This window comes from Eisenbergiella massiliensis, from assembly GCF_003435485.1.
This window is the reverse complement of the sequence record NZ_QVLV01000025.1, coordinates 35,549-54,156: the sequence shown is the minus strand read 5'-3', so window position 1 is coordinate 54,156 and position 18,608 is coordinate 35,549. Positions and strand designations below refer to the sequence as shown.

Sequence of the window (18,608 nt, the reverse complement as noted above, 5' to 3'; positions counted from 1 at the left end):
TCCTCCCCGTTTGCTGCTGTGTGCCGAAAGCGGCAAATGCCATTCCTGAATTCAGGCAGCGAATCCTGGAGGGCAAAACAATAATTCCTGTTTCTATGCTGCGCCACCATACCCTGGTCGATGGAATGCATATTGCCCGATTTTATAAATCATTGGACGAACAACTCACCGCTATCGTCCGGCCATAACAGGAGCTGTGCTCTCTGCGGCTCGGTAAAACAGGGAAAGAGCGGGTGCATTGCCGCATCCGTCCTTTCCCTTCCCCCGGAGCATAATTGAAAATTGACCCCGGGCATCAGTTCTCATTTTTACCTGATATCATATACGCTTCTCAGACGGATACCCTCCGTATTTCCTTCCAGAATCTTCACGGTCTTCGTTCCCGCATTCATGTCAAAGAAATTATCCGAAAGCACCAGATTATCCTCTTCATTGCGGATTTCCACGCTCTTCGCATACGCCTGCGCCGTAACGGTGATTTCATCCCCTGCTATCTCACAGGACAGTTGCGGATTCTCATAGCAAAAATACTTGGGATATGAGAAATTAACCGTGCCGTCAGAAACGATCTGTCCATCCATTTCCATCTCATAGCTCACGTAATTGGTGCGAAGCTCCGCTTGCGGATAAAGCACCTTATCCAGCCATACGCTTGTAAGGGCAGGCACCGAAAGGGTTTCTTCGCCTCCCTCAAGGATTTCGGCTTTGGGATTACGCAAAGCCCACCTTACCGTGACCTGCGCCTCCTGCATCGTCTCGTTGGCCACGTTCAGGCGGATGGATTTCTCAAACTCAAAATGCTCCCGGTTCATGTTAGCTTCGGCGCTCATCATGCCCTGTTCCTCACAGGAAAGGAGGACAGGGGCGAAAAAGCGTCTGGCATAATAATGCAGCGCCTTCAGCCTGCCCGCATAGTCCACGCTGGACCAGGATACCACCGGCCAGCAGTCGTTGAGCTGCCAGTAAATCGCGCCCATACAGCGGCCCCGGTTGCGGCGGAAATGCTCCACGCCGTAACGGATGGCATCCGCCTGGAGAAGCTGTGAAGCATAAATAAAAGTGTCAAAATCCGAAGGATATTTATAGGTCTGCTGCATATAGCCCATGATTTTACCGTTGGCGCCATACTGCCGCTGGTGTTTTTCACAGATGTAGGAAAAAGCGTTGTAATCCTCAGGATCGTCCGTGAAGGTTTCGATGGTTTTCAGGGACGGGAACGCTTGGAAGCCAAACTCCGAGGCATAACGGAAGAAATATTTCCGGTACTCGGAAAACGGCCGGTTGCCGTGCCATACCGCCCAGTAATGCACATCCCCTCTGTTCGGATCGTTTGGCTCGTCCAGACAGCCGCCGGAGGAAGGGCTGGCGGGCCAGTAAAAGGCCTGGGGATCATAGGTATGGACAATCTCCGGAATAATGCGCTCAAACATGAGGAAGTAGTCACGCACCTCGCTGGCCTTGGTCAGCCAGCTGTTTTTCTCAAACACGAACTGCTCCATTTCATTGTTTCCGCACCACAGCCCCAGGGAGGCATGATGGCGGATCCTTTTTACGTTTTCAATAAATTCCTGACGGATGTTGGCTTCAAAGGCGGGCGTCAGCTCATATACGGCGCAGGCGAACATGAAATCCTGCCAGACCATCAGTCCCATTTCATCGCAGAGATCGTAGAACCAGTCGCTGGGATAATAGCCGCCTCCCCATACGCGGATGGCGTTGTAGTTGGCAAACCTGGCTTTTTTAAGCAGCTTCGCGGTGGTTTCCGGCGTCACCCTGCCTAACAGGTTATCCTCCGGGATATAATCGCCTCCCATGGCAAACACCGCCACGCCGTTCACCTCATGGGCAAAGCACTCGCCCCATTCATCCTTCCTTCTGCGCATGGCCATGGTACGCAGGCCGATGCGTTTTTCCCAGCTGTCAATTTCCCGGCCGTCGGAATACAGGATCACCTTTACGGTATACAGATCCTGCGCGCCGTAGCCGTTCGGCCACCACAGACGCGGATGTTCAATCCGGATTTCGGAGGGAGAATTTTCCGTCACGCTTTTCGTCCCGTCAGGCGCCGTGATTTCCACCGTATAGCTCATATGCTGGCCGCAGCCGCAGAATAACCGGCCCCCGGTCACATCCATCAGCTTCGGCACCCCATCGGTGATGCCCGCGGTTTCCTCCGTCACCTGAAGCTTCAGGACCACCCCGCTGACAGAACGGTTGCCAAGCGCCGCAATGGCAGCATCGCTGTCCGCCTCCGGCACGCGCTCATGCTCCTGCAGGATCAGTACATTGTCAATCCTTCCCCTGTCTATGCCAAGCAGGGTGACAGGCCGGAAGATTCCCGCATCCGGCAGATGTGCGCCCCAGTCCCAGCCGAACATATAATGCGCCTTCCTGATATGGACAAAGCCCTCCAGCGTATCGTCATTTCCCAGGGTACGGCATTCCTGGAAGGCCTGGCGGATGAATTTTGTGGGGGAATGCAGGACCACCCTCAGCTCGTTGCCTGCGGGCCTGACTTTTTCCTTCACATCATATTCCCAGATACGGTGCATGCTGTACGCATTCCCCAGGTGTTCCCCGTTCAGGTATACATCGGCAATCGTGTCCAGGCCGTCAAAATGCAGAAGCACCCGGTCTGACTCCCGGATTTCTTCCGGGCAGTCAAACTGTGTGACATACTCATAATCATATTCCATCAGGGAAAGGGCCTTGTCCTCATTGTCCTTCCAGAACGGATCCTCCATCCTGCCGTTTGAGAGCAGGTCCCCATATACGCTTCCGGGCACGGAGGCAGGCAGCCATTCCTGTTCTCCCGCACGGCGCATAGTCCAGCCTGTATGTAATGTCTGTTCTATCATCCCAGATTCTCCTTTCCGCGCAGATAATCCGCGTACCAGATGATAATCTCCTGAATGCGGGACAGCTCGGATTCCCGGCTTACGCTGCGGTAGATCTCCTTATAATGATACAGCCAGTTTTCCAGCTCCTCCGCCAGCTTCCATGCATCGGGAAGGCTGCCATAGTTTTTGCCATAAGCCCTGGACGCTACCACCCTGCCCAGCTCATTGAACAGCCGGATGGCGTCCATGGCAGTCAGATAGGGCTTTACCAGCCCTTTGGTACGGCTGTCCATGCGGGCAATGCTTTCATAGACCGCCCCCTTGATTTCCTCCAGGTTCCGGTTCTTTTCCTCCGCATTGTCAAGCAGATCCAGCTGCTGCGCAATATAGGCTTTGTGATCCTCCGCAAATTCAGCCACACCCAGCTCCCGGAAACGGATTGCCGTCTCCCAGCCAAAAGCGCTCTGGTTGGCGGCTGACGCGATAATGCCCACGAATTTTTCTTCCCGGTCACGGAATTCCAGCAGGGAAATCTGACGGTTGATCTGCTCGAATTCAGGGATCTGTGTATTCCAGGAAAAAGCCGCGCCGTATATCATGCCCACAATGCCGAATTCCGGATGGTTCACATGCAGGAAATCGCCCCAGTCCGTATTCAGCAAGCCGATGGAATGGTATTTTACGGCATAGGTACACATCCGCTTAATATTTTCATAGGAATTTTCAATCAGATAAACAAACTGGTTCCAGCCGCAGGCGCCCGGACAGGAATATTGCACCGCTCCCGCATCAGCCAGCCATTTCGTTTCCTCCTCGCGCTGATACTTTGCATAGCCCCAGTTCAGGCACACGGTTTCTTCGGGAAGCTCCTTTATCATCTCAGGAAAACCGCAGATGACATCGCCCCAGAACATGGGACGCCTGCCGTTCTCCACCAGGAATTCGCAGAGCGCCTTTACGAAATCAATGTAAATCCGATCCACGCCCTTTTCCCGGGCCGCTTCCCTGCTCTTTCCTTTTCCCAGATCAAAGGTTTCGTCCGCACATATGTTAAACTGCTTTGAAGTAAAAAGAGGCATGAACTCCGCGATTTTGCCTTTGATAAATTCCAGGCTTTCCGGATCCGTCACATTAATGGTGTGATGGTGCATCCTTCCCCGCAGGGAAAAAGGCATTTTCTCCGAATCCTCCAGCTCGCACAGATGGGAGTAGCCCTGGGAGCTGAGCACCTTGTAGAGATGGCCGAAGCAGGACAGGGAAGGCACCAGCTCTATCCCCCTCTCGGCGCAGTACCGATCCAGCTCCAGTATTTCAGCTGCGGTCAGCGGCGTATCATCCCGCCAGATTTCACTGAAATCACGGAACAGGAAGGTATGCTCAATATACAGCTGAAGCTGGTTCATTTTATAATACGCCATTTTATCGGCCATTTTTTTCAGGAAGGACAGCTTTGGCACCCGTCCTCTGGTAATGTCATGGTAAAACCCTCTGTTGGGGATGTCCGGCTCGTCCTCAATGGTGACGGCAGGAAGCACGGCTCCGCACTGCGCAGCCATCTGCAGCAGGGTCTGGCAGCCGTACCATACGCCGGCCTCCCCTCCTGTAATACGCACATTTTTTTCATCCACAGTGAGCCGGTAGCTTTGAGGCGCCATCTCCTCCGACTGCGACAGAATCACATCGCCCGGACGGCCCGTCCCCCTGGTCAGCGCAGGGGCAAAGCCCAGCTCCTCCTTCAGCGCCTCCACAGCCAGCTTTGCCTGGGCGGTCAGCTTTTCGCCGCAGGACGGCTCCAGCACCACATAGCTTCCATAGGACAGCGTAAAATGGCTGCCCGGTTCTCCAAATTCGATGTTTTTGGGTTGCGGTATCAGATACATGTTCCCTCTCCTTTTGCTCGTATAATTTATGTATTGTTTTCGGAAAGCTTTGTAAACGCGGCCAAACCGCAGGGTCACAGCTCCTTATATTTTGTTATTGTTCACCCCGTGACCAGTAACTATATTTTTCCTTCAGCAAAGGAATGCCGTATTCCCTCGGCGTGCCTGCCAGACGGTCCAGATAAGCCTCCAGGTGGCCCCGGCAGTGCTCCGGCCCTCCCTCGCGCATGACGGTCCACATGGGGTCCGCATCATAGGCTGAGGTTTTCATCATTTCATCATTCCAGTCCAGTATCATCCTGGCCCCGCGGGCACACAGCTCAGGACGCTCCTCTGCCAGGTTGTGCTGCTCATGGGGATCCGCCTCAAGATCAAAGAGCATTTCATCCGGAAGCAGATGATAGCCGCCGTGCACCGTACGGATATAAATATAGTTGTCAAAGCGCACGCTTCTCTGGCACACATGGGCGCACTGGGTCAGCACCTCACAGGGCCTGGAGCAGTCCTTCCCCTCCCGCAGCGCGGCCGCAAAGGAAACGCCGTCATAACGGTAATTTCCAAAGGTCTGTGTCCCCAGAAGCTCCTGTACGGTAGGCAGCAGATCCACATTATCATGGAAGCCCGTCACCCGTTTTCCACCCTCCACGCCGGGCCAGCGGATGATCATGGGAATCCGGCATACCGGCTCGTCCGCCATGCCATGTTCTCCGTATACGCCGAACTCGCCCAGATCCTCTCCGTGATCCGCCGTGATAATGATTGCCAGATTTTCATCATAAAGCCCATGGGACTTCAGATAATCCAGAACCATTCCGATATTATCGTCCGTATAGCGCACCCCGTCGTCATACAGATCAATCAGATGCTTCGCTGCCTCCCTGTCCTCCAGCCTGCCCGGATGCTTGGGCCACTGAGGGAAGGTATCGTCATTCCACATATTGATTTCATTGGCGCAGTGAGGCCCGATATGAAGCAGGTGCTCCCTGAAAATATCATCAGTAATCCAGTCGTCCGGCAGCGGCGTCCCCTGGAAATGGCTCTCATAATCCGCAGGCGTGCGGTAAGGAGTATGGGGATCCCAGTAATGCACATGCAGCATCCAGTTATCCTCCTCCCCATTTCTTTCCAGCCAGTCCAGCACATGGGGCGTCACCATTTCCGCGGATTCCCCTCCCCGGTTCCCCACATTGAAGCATTCATGAAAGCCGGCGTTGAACCACCAGGCCGAATGGCGCTCCGCAAAGGTGGAAAAGGACACCGTATGAAAGCCTGCCCGCCGAAACTGCATGAACAGCCCGTTCTCCGACATCAGATCCGTAAAGCCCCTGCTTTCCCCCTGCAGACGCATATCCGCCGCTGTGCCGCCGTGTCCCACGATTCCGTTATGGATGCCGTACTGCCCGGAAATCAGCGATGCCCGGGAAGGCAGGCAGGGCGCATTGGGACAATAATAGCGGTCAAAGCAGACGCCCTCCTCCGCCACGCTGTCCATCACCGGCGTGGTATCCCTGCCGTACCCGTAACAGCCCATATGATCCGCCCTCAGGGTATCAATATCAAACATTATTACTCTCATTGCATTTTCTCCCTTTTCTCATTGTGTCTTCACATAATCAGGTTAATTTCCAGCTGTTTGTCCCTTCACAGTCCGGCCTACCGTTTCGCCCGCATATCCGAGGGCGTGGTATTATAATAGCTGTGAAAATGCTGGTAAAAATAATTCATATTGGAATAACCCACATCCGCCGCGATCACCGCGATTTTTTCATCAGAATTCAGGATTCTTTCCTTCGCCACATAGAGGCGGTAGCACATGAGATATTCCGAAAATTTCATCCCCGTTTCCTTAATGAAAATCTGCCCCAGATACGTGGAATTCATCTTGAATTTGTCAGCAATGCTTTTCAGTGAAATGCGGCCGCCATATTCAACCCTCACCATCATGACAATTTTATGGATCAGCGGCGACATGGCGCCATAGTCCATATTCAGCACCGGATCACAGTTCTTTTTTTCATCCTCTTCCGGAAGCGTTCCGTGAAGCCTCTCCACGATTATTTTTTTCACAACCTCAAGAAGCTTCTTTTTTTCCACCGGCTTGAGCAGGTAGTCCAGCGCGCCGCAGCGGATGGCCTCGCAGGCATAGCTGAATTCATCATAGCCGCTCATCATCACATAATTGGAATGCACCCCCAGGTTATTCAGGCAGTTGATCACCTCATATCCCTTATCGTTTCCGATACACACATCCATCAGGCAGATATCCGGCCTCCAGTCAAGGATGTGCGACATCACCTCCATGGAACTCCGGGCCGTCTCAATCCTGCCGAAGCCCAGGCTTTTCCAGTCCAGAAGACGCTTGATGCCTTCCAGAATATTCGGTTCATCATCCACAATCACTAATGTATACAACAGTTCCCCTCCTTTCCTGCCTGTGTCGGAATAAAGACGGAAATACGCGCCCCTCCCTCCGGGTTATTCCCGATTTCCATAGTAAAATTCTCTCCATAAAAATATTTCAGCCTCATATATACGTTCCGAAGCCCGATATCCGCATCCGGATCATCGCTTCCCTCATACATATTTTTCCTTGTGGCCTCCAGCCGTTCCGGGGCAATTCCCAGGCCGTTGTCCGCCATCAGCACCCTGACGCCCCCGCCCTCAGGCTTTATCTCCAGAATCAGCAGATTGAATTCCGAGTCCCTGTCAAAGCCGTGGGTAAAAAAATTCTCCGCCAGGGGCTGCAGCCAGAAGCTCAGCGTACGTACCTCTTCCGCCTCCTTTTCCACCTCCAGCTGATAAACGAAATTCCCCGCAAACCGAAGCGACATAATCCGCAGATACATCTCCAGCAGCTCCACTTCCTCCTTCATGCTGATCACATCCGGACAGTGGACAATCATACGGTAAAGCGTCCCCAGCTGGGTAATCGCCTCCGCAGTCTCCTCATCCCCCCACATCAGCGCCTTGGAGCGTATGCTTTCCAGCGTATTATACAAAAAATGCGGGTTGATCTGATGCTTCAGGGCGCGCATGGCCGCCTCCTGCTGCTTCAGCTTCAGTATGTATTCCGTCCGGATATAGCCCTCCAGCTTCTGGCTCACATCCTTAAGGGCAATCGCGATCCTTCCGTATTCATTTTTATTCTCCTCATGGATATCCAGATTCTTCGCCACAGAAAAATCACCATTTTCCATAGCCCCCAGCATCTGCATGATATTGGAAAGGAACCGGGCGTCATTGCGTATTCCCACAAAAGAAACCAACAACGCTCCCCCCGCCAGGATAATGAGGACAAGGCTTGTTGCAATCAGGGCCCTTCTGTTCAAATCCCAGATCGTATTACTGTTAATCACTGAAATATATGAAAAATCATACTGGCTGGAAGGAAACACCGTATAAAAAATACGCTCATACCTGTTCCCATAGAACCAGCCCTGGCTTTCCTCCATATTCGCCGCAGCCCTGAGCCACTTCATCTCCTTTTCCTGCCTGTAATCCGCATGAAGTACCTTGTCCCCCTGCATGACAGCCCAGGCCCCCGAAAGGCCCACTCCCCGAAGCAGCTCGTCCCGATCCACCCAGAAGGTAATAGAACCCAGCTGCCTGCTGATGGAATCCGGATCCCGTATTTCAAAAGAAGACAGCATCATATTGCCGAATCCCGGAATTTTCATTGCCTCCTCTTCCGATTTCAGGCCAAAGGTAACATGGATATCCCCGGAAACCCGATCCAGCCATACCGCCTTAGTCCCCTCCCCGGAAACAAAGGTAACGCCTCTCACCTGAATCCTTCTGTTAACAAACAGCTTCTTCATATCCCCCGGCATATAGGCTATCTGCGCGGAGGAGGACTTACTGTTCCCCAGCCTCTTATGCACATATCCGGCCTCCGTCTCCGCCGTAAACAAAGCCCTCGCATCCTGCATCATCTTCCGGCTGGCATAGCAGCTCTCAATATATTCATTGAGCTGATCCTTCACTGTGCCGATTTTCTTCTCAACCACGGAAAAGGCATCCTGCGCCTCCTGCCTCTGCTGCGCCGCCCAAATCGTGGTAAAAAAAACCGAAACGCCCAGAAAACACAACATGCACAATACCAGAATCGCCGCCGCATTTCCCAGAAACTTCCGCCTGTATACCTTTATCTTCAAAAAAGAAATACTATGCTTCCTCATCCCGGCTCCCTTTTCTTCCTGCTTTCCCCGTATGCAACTTTCCGCTTACAGTTCTTTTCTTTACCGCCACTACCATTATACTGTCAAAAACTTCCGCCCACAAGAAAAGGTTATACTTTCAAATGTTTTGTCAAAATTCCCCTGACAATCCCCCAATTTCGAAGCGCCAATACCACAATCTGCCCAACATCAGTGAAAATCCAATCTCTCCTCTGCAGGTTGGACAGAAACAAACCTCCCCGCCGTGAACGTTGGGAGTCCGAACTTCACGCCGGGGAGGCTTGTTTCTAAAGATCACCGCAAGTGCACGATTTCACTTTATTTAAAGAACTCATTAATCTGCTTCTGTGCTTCTCCGATAATCGTATCCAGACCGGAATTCTTTAATTCTTCCAGACATTTCGGAACGGTCGTTTCCGGATCAGACGCACCTGTCAGCATATCATATTTATATTTATCCCAAACTGCCTGGCAGTTTGCAACTTCATTCTGGATGTTTGTGATATCCAGTGCAAAACCAAGACATACGGAGGAAGATGCTTCCTCGTTCTGTTTCCTTACCTGCTCCCACTGCTGAGGATCCGCATCCTCTGTAATGGACATATTGAAGAAGGTGCCCTGTGTGTATGCAGCCAGCGGCCAGTCGTCCCTGAGCTTCTTAATCACGCCGTCGCTCACATATTCGAAGGTATTGCCTTCCACGCCGTAAGCCAGCATATCACGGAATTTGGAATCGCTGTTAACCAGTTCAAGAACCTTCAGACATTCTTCTTTGTATTTGGAGTTAACGGAAATAGCGTTCATGGAACCCTGGATGGTTTCTGTGGAATACATAGGTCCGAAAACCTTGAATACATCGTATTTCTCAACGCCGTTCAGCGTCTGCCAGGTAGCTGCCGCGCTCGGCCAGCCCTGTGCGGAGGAGAAAGGAAGCTTCTTGGGAATTTCCGTCAGGACGTTTGCATCGGGATTCACGATTCCGTCCATATACCACTGATGCAGCAGCTTCAGGTTATCCATGATATCCTGCTGTTCCAGCGTGCAGACTACGGTACGGGACTCATCATCGATTTTTACGCCTATAGGCTGAAGGCCTGCGGTAAGTCCGTCATATTCATTGAAAAATCCGTTGAACGGGCTGCCCTGCGCCATCTGCAGAGGATAGAAGCTCTTTCCTTCGCCTTCCTTCATCGCACGGAAGGGAGCGTCCAGATCCTTCATGGTCTTGATGGATTCCAGGTCAATATTATATTTCTGTACATACTGGTCATCGAAATACCAGAACTGGGTAATGGAGGAATCCTTGTAGCTGGGCACTCCGTATACGTTTCCGCCGATTGTAACACCGTTCCACAGTTCTTCCGGGATAAAGCTGTAAAGATCCGGGGTTGTGGTCTGCACCATATCGGTCAGGTTCTCAAATGCGCCCAGGTTGATAAACTTACTGTAGTTGGTGTTGTTGGTAAACATCATGTCGAAATACTCGCCGGAATTGACAATGGTATTCATCTTCTGATCGTAATCGCCCCAGCCTGCCACCTTGATATCAATTTTAACACCCAGCTTTTCCACCAGGTAATCATTGATATTTGCCAGACAGTCCGTATAGTCGCTGGGAGTGGTGCCGCCCACCGTCCACCATATCAGGGTGGGGATATCGCCGCTTGCTTTATCTGTGGAAGCGCTTGTATCCGCAGTGCTCTCTGCCGCAGGTGTAGACTCAGCCCCGCCTGCTTCCCCCGTTGCCGCACCGGCGCCGGATTCTGTTTTGGAACCGCAGCCTGCCAGCATACCAACACTGAGTATACAGGAAAGACCGATAGCCAATAGTTTCTGAACCGTGTTCTTTTTCATAGTAACCTCCTTAAAGTTTGATTTATATCAACCGGCGGCCCATCCCGCCGGGATGATAACATAAAATTATCTGTGATCAGCCTTTTACCGCGCCGACCGTAAGACCGGAAATGAAATACTTCTGGAAGAACGGGTAGGCACATGCGATGGGCAATACGATAACCACCACAATAGCCATACGGGCCGCTTCCTTGGGCATGTTCGCCACCGTATCCGCCATGCTCGCCCCCATAGTTGCCGCATTCTGGGCCAGCATATTCACATTCGTCATGATGGCGTTCAGCAGAGCCTGCAGGGAATACAGACGCTGGTCATCGATATACAGCATGGACTGGTACCAGTCATTCCAGTATGCAAAGCAGAGGAACAGCCCGATTGTTGCAAGCACCGGCAGGGAAATGGGGAGGACAATTTTGAAAAATATCGTAAACTGCCTTGCCCCGTCCATCTTGGCCGATTCAATCAGCTCCTCAGGAACCGTGGTTTTGAAAAAGGTCCTGCAGATAACCACATTGAAGGAAGAGACGGCCAGCGGCAGTATCAGCGCCCACACCGTATCCTTCAGACCCAGCAGCTGGGAGGTGATAAAGTAGGTGGATACCAGGCCTCCGTTGAATACCATGGGGATAAACACCACCATTGTGAGGAAACCGTTCAGCTTATAGCCGGGACGGGAAAGCACATATCCCATCAGCGTGGTGAGCAGGATTCCCAGCACCGTACCGAATATGGTAACGAAAAGGGAAACGCTCAGCGCCCTGATGATCAGCGTGCTCTGTGTTGCCAGATAGGAATATCCTTCAAAGGATACGATCTTCGGAATAAGATGGTATCCGTAATCCGTAATGGAAGCCTCTGCGGACAGAGAGATGGCAATAACTAGCAAAACGGGAATAATACATACCAGCGCCATCAGGAGGAACATGAGATTCAGCAGAACATTAGCCTTATTGGACACCCTGTTGAAGCGGTCGAATCCGTCCGGCTCATTTTTTCTTTTCTTTTTGATAGTTTCAGCCATGAGGCACCTCCTTAAATCATAGCGCTTTCGCGGTCAACCTTACGCACAATGGCATTGGCTGTCAGAATGGTGATACAGCCCGCCACCGACTGCACAAACGCGGCTGCGGAGGCCATGCCCGTGGTGGATGATTTCAGCTGCTTGAATACGAATACATCCAATGTATAGGAAACATTATACAGAGAATTGGAATCACGGGGCACCTGATAGAACAGGCCGAAATCGGAGTAGAAAATACGTCCCACCGCCATGATGAACATCATGATAATAACTGTCTTCATCAGCGGAAGCGTCACATATCTCATCTGCTGCCACACGGTAGCGCCGTCTATGCCGGCCGCTTCATAATAGGTCTTGTCAATCCCCGTAATTGTGGCAAGATAAACCACCATGCTGTAGCCCAGATTCTTCCACATATACATGAAAATCAAAAACGGCGGCCACAGCTTCGGTTCCATATACCACTGATGCGGGTCCTTGCCCATAGACTCCAGAAGACTGTTAAGCAGTCCCTTGTCAAAGCTTAAGAACGCCCAGACCAGCGCGGTTACAACAACCCAGGAAAGGAAATAGGGCATGAACATCGCAGTCTGATAAACCTTGGCCATTTTCTTGTTATGCAGCTGCCCGATGAGCAGCGCCATCGTTACGGGAACAACAATATTGAGTATGATAAACGCGATATTATACAGAATTGTGTTTCGAAGGATAATCCAGATGTCTCCTGCGGAAAACAGGAATTTAAAATTTTGAAAACCAATCCAGTCGCTCTGAATAATACTTTGCAGGAACCCTCCCTTAATCTTGTAATCCTTAAATGCAATAATAATACCGAACATCGGCATAAATGCGAACAGGAAATACCAGATAGTCGTGGGGAGCGCCAGAACGGTAAGCTCCGTATCATCACGTGTCCAGCGTCTTTTCTTTTTTTTCGTTACGTCCTTTGCAGCCATGTGAAACCTCCCTTTCTATTTGCTTGACGGCGTTCAAAGGGGTCTGATTGAAAGTCCGCCGTCCTCCCGTTTCCCGTCAGCCGGCCTGCCGGAAAACAGCCGCCGGAAACGCGTACGCCTCATTCTTCTGCTGGGGAGCTATTAAGCTCCTTACTTCCGGCCGCTTTATGAATTAATTATAAACTATGCATTTCGCCATTACTATCTAACATTTCTTATATAGTAGTCTAAAAACAATATGTTAATTTTAAAATTTACCTCTACATTTTTATACACATTGCACAATGATTATAGAATAATCCCCTATTTTCCTTATCTTTAATTTGTGTAACTTTTTTAGTACCCTATCTAACGTTTCTGATATAGACATTCTCCTCCCCGCCCGCCTATACTGATTATAAGAAACGCCGCCTCCCCCGGGAATTTGTTGCTGTCCCCTCCCTCCACTTGGATTCCTGGCGCTGCCGCCCTTTGCCCGTCCCCCTTTGTCCGCCTGCCGGCTCGGGTATTGTTTTCTGTAAGGGTCGTCTAAAAACGCCGGTCCTTACGCCGCGTCTTTTGCGGCGTTAGTACCGCTGCGTTTTTAATCGAGCGCAAGCGTGCCCTCTAAGAAACAATACCCGAGCCGGCAGGCGGACAAAGGGGGACGGGCAAAGGGCGGCAGCGCCAGGAATCCAAGTGGAGGGAGGGGACAGCAACAAATTCCCGGGGGAGGCCGCCACAGAACAGGAGGGCTATCTATGCCGCAACCCAATATTTTGCTGATAACCACAGACCAGCAGCGCTTTGACACTATCAACGCCTGGGGCAACACCCACATTTTTACGCCGCATCTGAACTATATGGCCGCCATGGGAACCAGCTACCGCAGCTGCTATGCCTGCTGCCCCATCTGCGTTCCTTCCCGCACCACCATCATGACCGGGCTGCACGGCTATGAAAGCGGCGTGGTCTCCAATGCCACCCACGAAACCGTAATGCGCGAGCAGACCCGCCTGCGCCGCACGCTCCCGGCGCTGCTCACGGATGCGGGCTATCAGACCTGCGCCAAAGGGAAAATGCATTTTGAACCAGCCCGCGCCTGCTATGGCTTCGAACAGATGACTCTTCCCTTAGACTACATGCGCCAGTATGACCGGAAAGCCGAAACCGCCCGCCCCAAAGCGCACGGCATCGGCGAGTGCGAGATGGAACCGGTCATTTCCACAGTGGAGGTAAAAGACAGCATCACCACCTGGATCGTTGACCAGTCCATCGATTTCCTGGAAACCAGGGATACCACCCGCCCTTTTTTCCTCTGGACCAGCTTTACCAAGCCCCATCCTCCCTTTGATCCCTGCCGGGACTTCTGGAGCCTTTATGAAAATATTCCCATGCCCGAGCCTGTTTACGGCGGCTGGTCCCGCGACCTTGCCGGGACGCCCCAGGGCTTCCTGGCAGGCGCTTATGAAAATACGAACATGCATCTGTTCGGTCCCAGGCAGCTGGAAGCATCAAGACGGGCCTATTATGCCTGCATCACCCAGATCGACTATGCCTTGGGCCGCCTTTTCGGCGCCATGCGGGAAAACGATCTGTTCCGGAACACCTGGATCATCTTCACCTCCGATCATGGGGAAATGCTGGGGGATCACCACATGTCCCAGAAAAACCTGTTCTTTGAAGGCTCGGCCCATGTGCCGCTGCTCATTGTCCCGCCAGCAGGAAGCGGCATCCCCCACAACCTGACTGTGGACAGCCTGACGGAAATTGCCGATATATATCCCACCATCCTTGAGCTGGCGGGCGTCACGCCTCCGGAGGGCATCACCGGCCGCAGCCTCCTGGCGCCGGAAAAGCTGCCAAAGGACCGTGTTTTTTATGGAGACAGCCTGCACACCAACTTCTGCGTCATGAAGGACCGGGTCAAGCTGGTATACACCACCTGCGGAGACCATACCCTACTCTTCGATCTGAATTCAGACCCCATGGAGCGCAACGACCTCTCCACAGATCCTGCATGGCAGAAAAAAAAGAATGAACTGTGGCGGCTCCTGTTGAAGCACACCGCCGAAACCGCCCCTGAGGCGCTGGAAAAAAATGCGGACAATGACTGCTGCGATCCATCCGCCCTGCGCTTCCATACCACCCGGCCGCCCCGCTTCCCCGGTGATATGCCCGGACGCTGGTTCGGCTTCCACTACCATGATTACTCGGTGGATACCTTTCACTGAATTAAACCAGCCATCCGGCCTGCCGCCTTCTCCATTTTGCAGGCAGCTCCCGGACATTTCCGTTGTAAAAAAAGAAAAGCCTCCGGCCCTTCCTCTGTCAGCAGGGGAAGCGGCCGGAGACTTTTTTTGTGCGTCCGGCGCACATTAAATACCGTCCCGGCGGGTACAAATACCTGCCGGACGGTTATATCTGCCTTACTTAGCTGTCGTTTTTTTCTGTCTGAAATTCAGTTGCATATATATCCGGGCTTATATCCGGCGGCTGCCGTCCGCCGCACTGCATCCGGTCTTTGATTCCGTCATCGCGCCGGCGGGTATTTCATCCATCCAGTAAGCGCTCGTGCCCGCGTACATACCCTTTCCATCACGGATCTCCACACGGATATAGCCTTCCCTTCCGGATAACTCAAATTCCGCCTCCGTAATGGTCTCGCCTCTGCCGGCCAGCTTCTTATAACAATTCCGCCCTTCCTGGATAACGAAGATTTTTTCCACAGGAGAGGTCTTTACCACCAGCTTCCTGTCACGGATATAAGCCTCCTTAATTTCCGGCCCCATGGAAAAATAGAAATCTCCCTTTTCCAGGGCTTCCATCACCGCGCCGTATTCCAGCTTCTCCGCCTTCACCATAGTAAAGCCGCCGAAGGAATCACACAGCGGCGAATCAAAGGGAAAGCTGTTATGGTTATCATCGGTCGCCACCGTATAAATCCGCTGGCCGGTGCGCAGCATTTCATCATAGGACTGAGGGTTGAAGCCATACAGCCCGTCATGCTCACAGCCGTGGTTATAGATTTCCATCGCCCACAGCCCGCGCAGATCCTTATAATCCTCATAGGTCTGCAGCGACCAGTAAGGATGATTATAGCAGCAAAGGAAACCCTCTGTCTTCATCAGCTCAATATAGCCGTTGATGTACTCCGTATCACTATAACGTTTTAAAGGAAGCGTAATTTTTTCTTCCTTCTCCCGCCGCTCCGGGTGCTTATCATAAAAATTAAAATGATACACCTTAAGCGTGGGCCAGGCATTCTCATGGGCGCTGAACTGATTGATATCCGCCTCAAAAGCGGCGATACTCAAAAACCTGTCATCATTCAGCTCCTCATGCTTACAGTACTGCCTGTGATCCGTAAAGGCCACAATAGAATACCCTTCCTTCTGATACGCCTCCTTCACCTGCTCCGGCGTCAGCGCCCCATCCGAAACCACCGTATGGCAATGCAGATTCGCTTTGTAAAAATTCCCCTTTTCCGGCAATAAATAAAATGTTCCCATGCCCTGCACTCCTTTTTTCCGCCCTTACCGGCTATTTTTTCACCCTGATCTGACAGTAATCCAGCACAAGCTCACAGAATACCGCATTGGCCCAGGAAAACCATTCTCTTGTATATTTGGAAGGATCGTCCACATGGAAGCCCTCGTGCATCATTCCCTTGCCGCCGTCCGTATCACGCATCAGCTGCAGCAGACGCAGCTTTTCTTCCCTCGACGCCTCCGTCAGCCCCTGGATAGCCAGCCCTATATGCCAGATATAATAAGGAGGCACATGGGGACTGCCGATTCCGGCCGCCGCTTTTCCCTTGAAATAATAAGGATTTCCCTCACTCAGGATAAAACGCCTCGTGTTCTCCATCACTTCCCTGTCGCCCTCATAGCCCAGATACTCCATGGCCAGGAGACTCGGCACATTGGCATCATCCATCAGCAGATACTGCCCGTAGCCATCCGTTTCGTACGCATAAATTCTTCCATAATACTCATTTTTAATCACGGCGAGCGTCTCTATGGCATTCCTGACCTCCTGCCGGAAGCTCTCAGCCTCTGCCGCCAGCTCCTCATCCTTCAGGACCTCCCCGGCAATTTCCGCCAGATAACCAAGCACCACTGACGCAAACATATTGGAAGGAATCAGATAACCATATGTACATGCGTCATCGCTGGGACGGAAGCCCGACCAGATCAGCCCGGTCCCGGACTTCACCAACGCGCCCTTCCCGTTCCTGGAAAGCGTGTCCGTAAAATAACAGCCCTTCCTCACAAAACTGTAAGGCGATTCCTCCTCATGATGCTGCTCCGTCCGCCACACCTTGAGGATCCTGCGCACACCCTTTACAAACGTCTCGTCAAACTGATCCGTCCGCCCCGTATTTTTCCATACCAGATAAGAAAGCTGGATAGGATAACACAAAGAATCCAGCTCATATTTCCTCTCCCAGATCCAGGGCCCCATATCCGTCTCATCATGCTCCCAGCAGTTCCCGTTGGCCTCCTGGTTAAACGCATTCGCATACGGATCCAGATTCACATAGAAAAACTGCTTTTTCACCAGCCCCACCAGCATATCCGCGATATCGCCGTCCTCGCCGGCAGCCATCAGATAAGGCCGTATCTGTGCCACGCTGTCACGCAGCCACATGGCCGGAATATCCCCGGTAATAATATATGTAGTTTTGTCAGGCAGCCTCTTCACCGTAGTATCCAGCGTATTGGTAAAACAGTTCACAAACAGCTGCACCATCTTCGGATCCTCCGGGAAATTCTCCTCCACCCTCTTAATCAGTTTAAGCAATGCTTCAGGCAGCATCTTCTCCATCCTGGCTTCCTCCTTCTCTGCGCCGGTCCCCCGGCCCTCTGCTCCAATACCGCCGCCCTTCAGCTTCTAGCTTCTCAAGCCCGGGCGCCGGCACAACACTGCCATATTACCACAAACCAAAATCTTATCCTATCACACAAACCTCATTTTACATATCAAAAATAATAGATTATCCCTGTATTTTTACACCACAGCCGGACATATCTCCCCGGCTTACCATTCCCCAATCAACGGCCTGGGATAAAGCCACCATTTTTCAAAGTCCATACCATACTGAGAACTGCATATATTATTATCTTTCGGATAATCATAGCTTGTCCACTTATGATAGCTCTCAACGATCCTGTCCAGAAGCTCAGAATCCATAGTCTCACAGAACTCCCTGCAGTTCTCCACCAATCCCTCCGGCTTGTTCTCCACACCCGCCACCGTATCCTCCAGCCTGCGGTTAGACGGGAACAACACCCGGTTCTCCTGCAGCACCAGCCGATACAACGCATAAACAATCTCACTCGCCGTCCGGATCTTCATATACCCATCCGGTTTACAACACTTCCAGAAATAATTATAATTCAGCTGCAGATCACTGTAAAAAGAAAGCAGCTTCTCCTCCCGCTCCCTCTCCTGAAACACCGGAATCCTTGCCACAATCCCCTCAATCTCCGGATCACTGGAAAAAAGCACCCTCGACTTCACAAAAGAATTCCTCGTAGGCTCACTGCCCTTCTCCGCCGCCTGCATCAGGTACTCCTTCGTCATATACTTAATATCGAAATAACCGCCTTCATATGTACATTCAAAAATACACTCCGCCGTCCGGTTCTCCCTCATACGCTCCTCAAAATACTCCGGCGTCACAATAACCATGGCATCCAGATCCGAATCAATCCGTTCTACCCCCTTAGCCACAGAACCGCCGAATACCAGCGCAATCACCTCATCCCTCCCCCGGAACATATCCTCCAGTATCTTCAGTGACTCCTCATGATGCTTATACATACCCGTTCCTCTCCTCAATCCTTCTTATTTTTATTCATACATACGGTTAAAAAAATACCCGTCACCCCCAC

At 51.8% G+C, this 18,608-nt stretch carries 12 protein-coding genes; 1 reads left to right on the top strand and 11 read right to left on the bottom strand.

The features are described from left to right. Positions 1-308: 308 nt before the first annotated feature. The 8 genes from DXC51_RS24210 to DXC51_RS24175 all read right to left on the bottom strand — a co-directional run bounded on the left by DXC51_RS24210 (position 309) and on the right by DXC51_RS24175 (position 12,729). Positions 309-2,858: a beta-mannosidase gene (locus DXC51_RS24210; protein ID WP_117531054.1), complete on the bottom strand. Its 2,550-nt coding sequence runs from the start codon at positions 2,856-2,858 to the stop codon at positions 309-311. Then, entirely contained in the window at positions 2,855-4,720 is a 1,866-nt protein-coding gene (locus DXC51_RS24205) for a beta-N-acetylhexosaminidase (protein ID WP_117531052.1), read from the bottom strand. The genes DXC51_RS24210 and DXC51_RS24205 overlap by 4 nt, the downstream gene beginning before the upstream one ends. Positions 4,721-4,814: 94 nt before the next feature. Next, on the bottom strand, positions 4,815-6,296 hold the full coding sequence (locus DXC51_RS24200; protein WP_117531050.1) for a sulfatase family protein: 1,482 nt from the start codon (positions 6,294-6,296) through the stop codon (positions 4,815-4,817). 77 nt (positions 6,297-6,373) lie between these two features. Next, positions 6,374-7,132, bottom strand: a complete 759-nt coding sequence (locus tag DXC51_RS24195) for a response regulator transcription factor (protein ID WP_025488998.1) — start codon at positions 7,130-7,132, stop codon at positions 6,374-6,376. Continuing rightward, a complete protein-coding gene (locus DXC51_RS24190) occupies positions 7,120-8,898 on the bottom strand; it encodes a sensor histidine kinase (RefSeq protein ID WP_021635719.1) in 1,779 nt (592 codons plus the stop codon). The genes DXC51_RS24195 and DXC51_RS24190 overlap by 13 nt, the downstream gene beginning before the upstream one ends. 318 nt (positions 8,899-9,216) lie before the next feature. Continuing rightward, positions 9,217-10,752 (bottom strand): ABC transporter substrate-binding protein, encoded by a 1,536-nt coding sequence (locus DXC51_RS24185; protein WP_021635721.1) that lies wholly within the window; start codon positions 10,750-10,752, stop codon positions 9,217-9,219. Positions 10,753-10,828: 76 nt separating this feature from the next. Beyond that, positions 10,829-11,773 carry a carbohydrate ABC transporter permease gene (locus tag DXC51_RS24180; protein WP_102287963.1) on the bottom strand — a complete coding sequence of 315 codons (945 nt, stop codon included), beginning with the start codon at positions 11,771-11,773 and terminating at the stop codon, positions 10,829-10,831. An 11-nt stretch (positions 11,774-11,784) separates the two neighbouring features. Further along, entirely contained in the window at positions 11,785-12,729 is a 945-nt protein-coding gene (locus DXC51_RS24175; RefSeq protein ID WP_021635723.1) for an ABC transporter permease, read from the bottom strand. A 740-nt stretch (positions 12,730-13,469) separates the two neighbouring features. Here DXC51_RS24175 and DXC51_RS24170 point away from each other — a divergent pair. Then, entirely contained in the window at positions 13,470-14,942 is a 1,473-nt protein-coding gene (locus tag DXC51_RS24170; RefSeq protein ID WP_117531160.1) for a sulfatase-like hydrolase/transferase, read from the top strand. Between the two features lie 249 nt (positions 14,943-15,191). Here the strand turns inward: DXC51_RS24170 and DXC51_RS24165 are convergent, their stop codons facing one another. The 3 genes from DXC51_RS24165 to DXC51_RS24155 form a co-directional block, all read right to left on the bottom strand. Next, positions 15,192-16,220, bottom strand: coding sequence for a PHP domain-containing protein (locus DXC51_RS24165; protein ID WP_117531162.1), 1,029 nt, complete (start codon positions 16,218-16,220; stop codon positions 15,192-15,194). Positions 16,221-16,251: 31 nt separating this feature from the next. Further along, a complete protein-coding gene (locus tag DXC51_RS24160; protein ID WP_021635729.1) occupies positions 16,252-17,538 on the bottom strand; it encodes a glycoside hydrolase family 125 protein in 1,287 nt (428 codons plus the stop codon). A 213-nt stretch (positions 17,539-17,751) separates the two neighbouring features. Beyond that, on the bottom strand, positions 17,752-18,537 hold the full coding sequence (locus DXC51_RS24155) for a nucleotidyltransferase domain-containing protein (protein ID WP_117531164.1): 786 nt from the start codon (positions 18,535-18,537) through the stop codon (positions 17,752-17,754). Between the last annotated feature and the right edge of the window lie 71 nt (positions 18,538-18,608).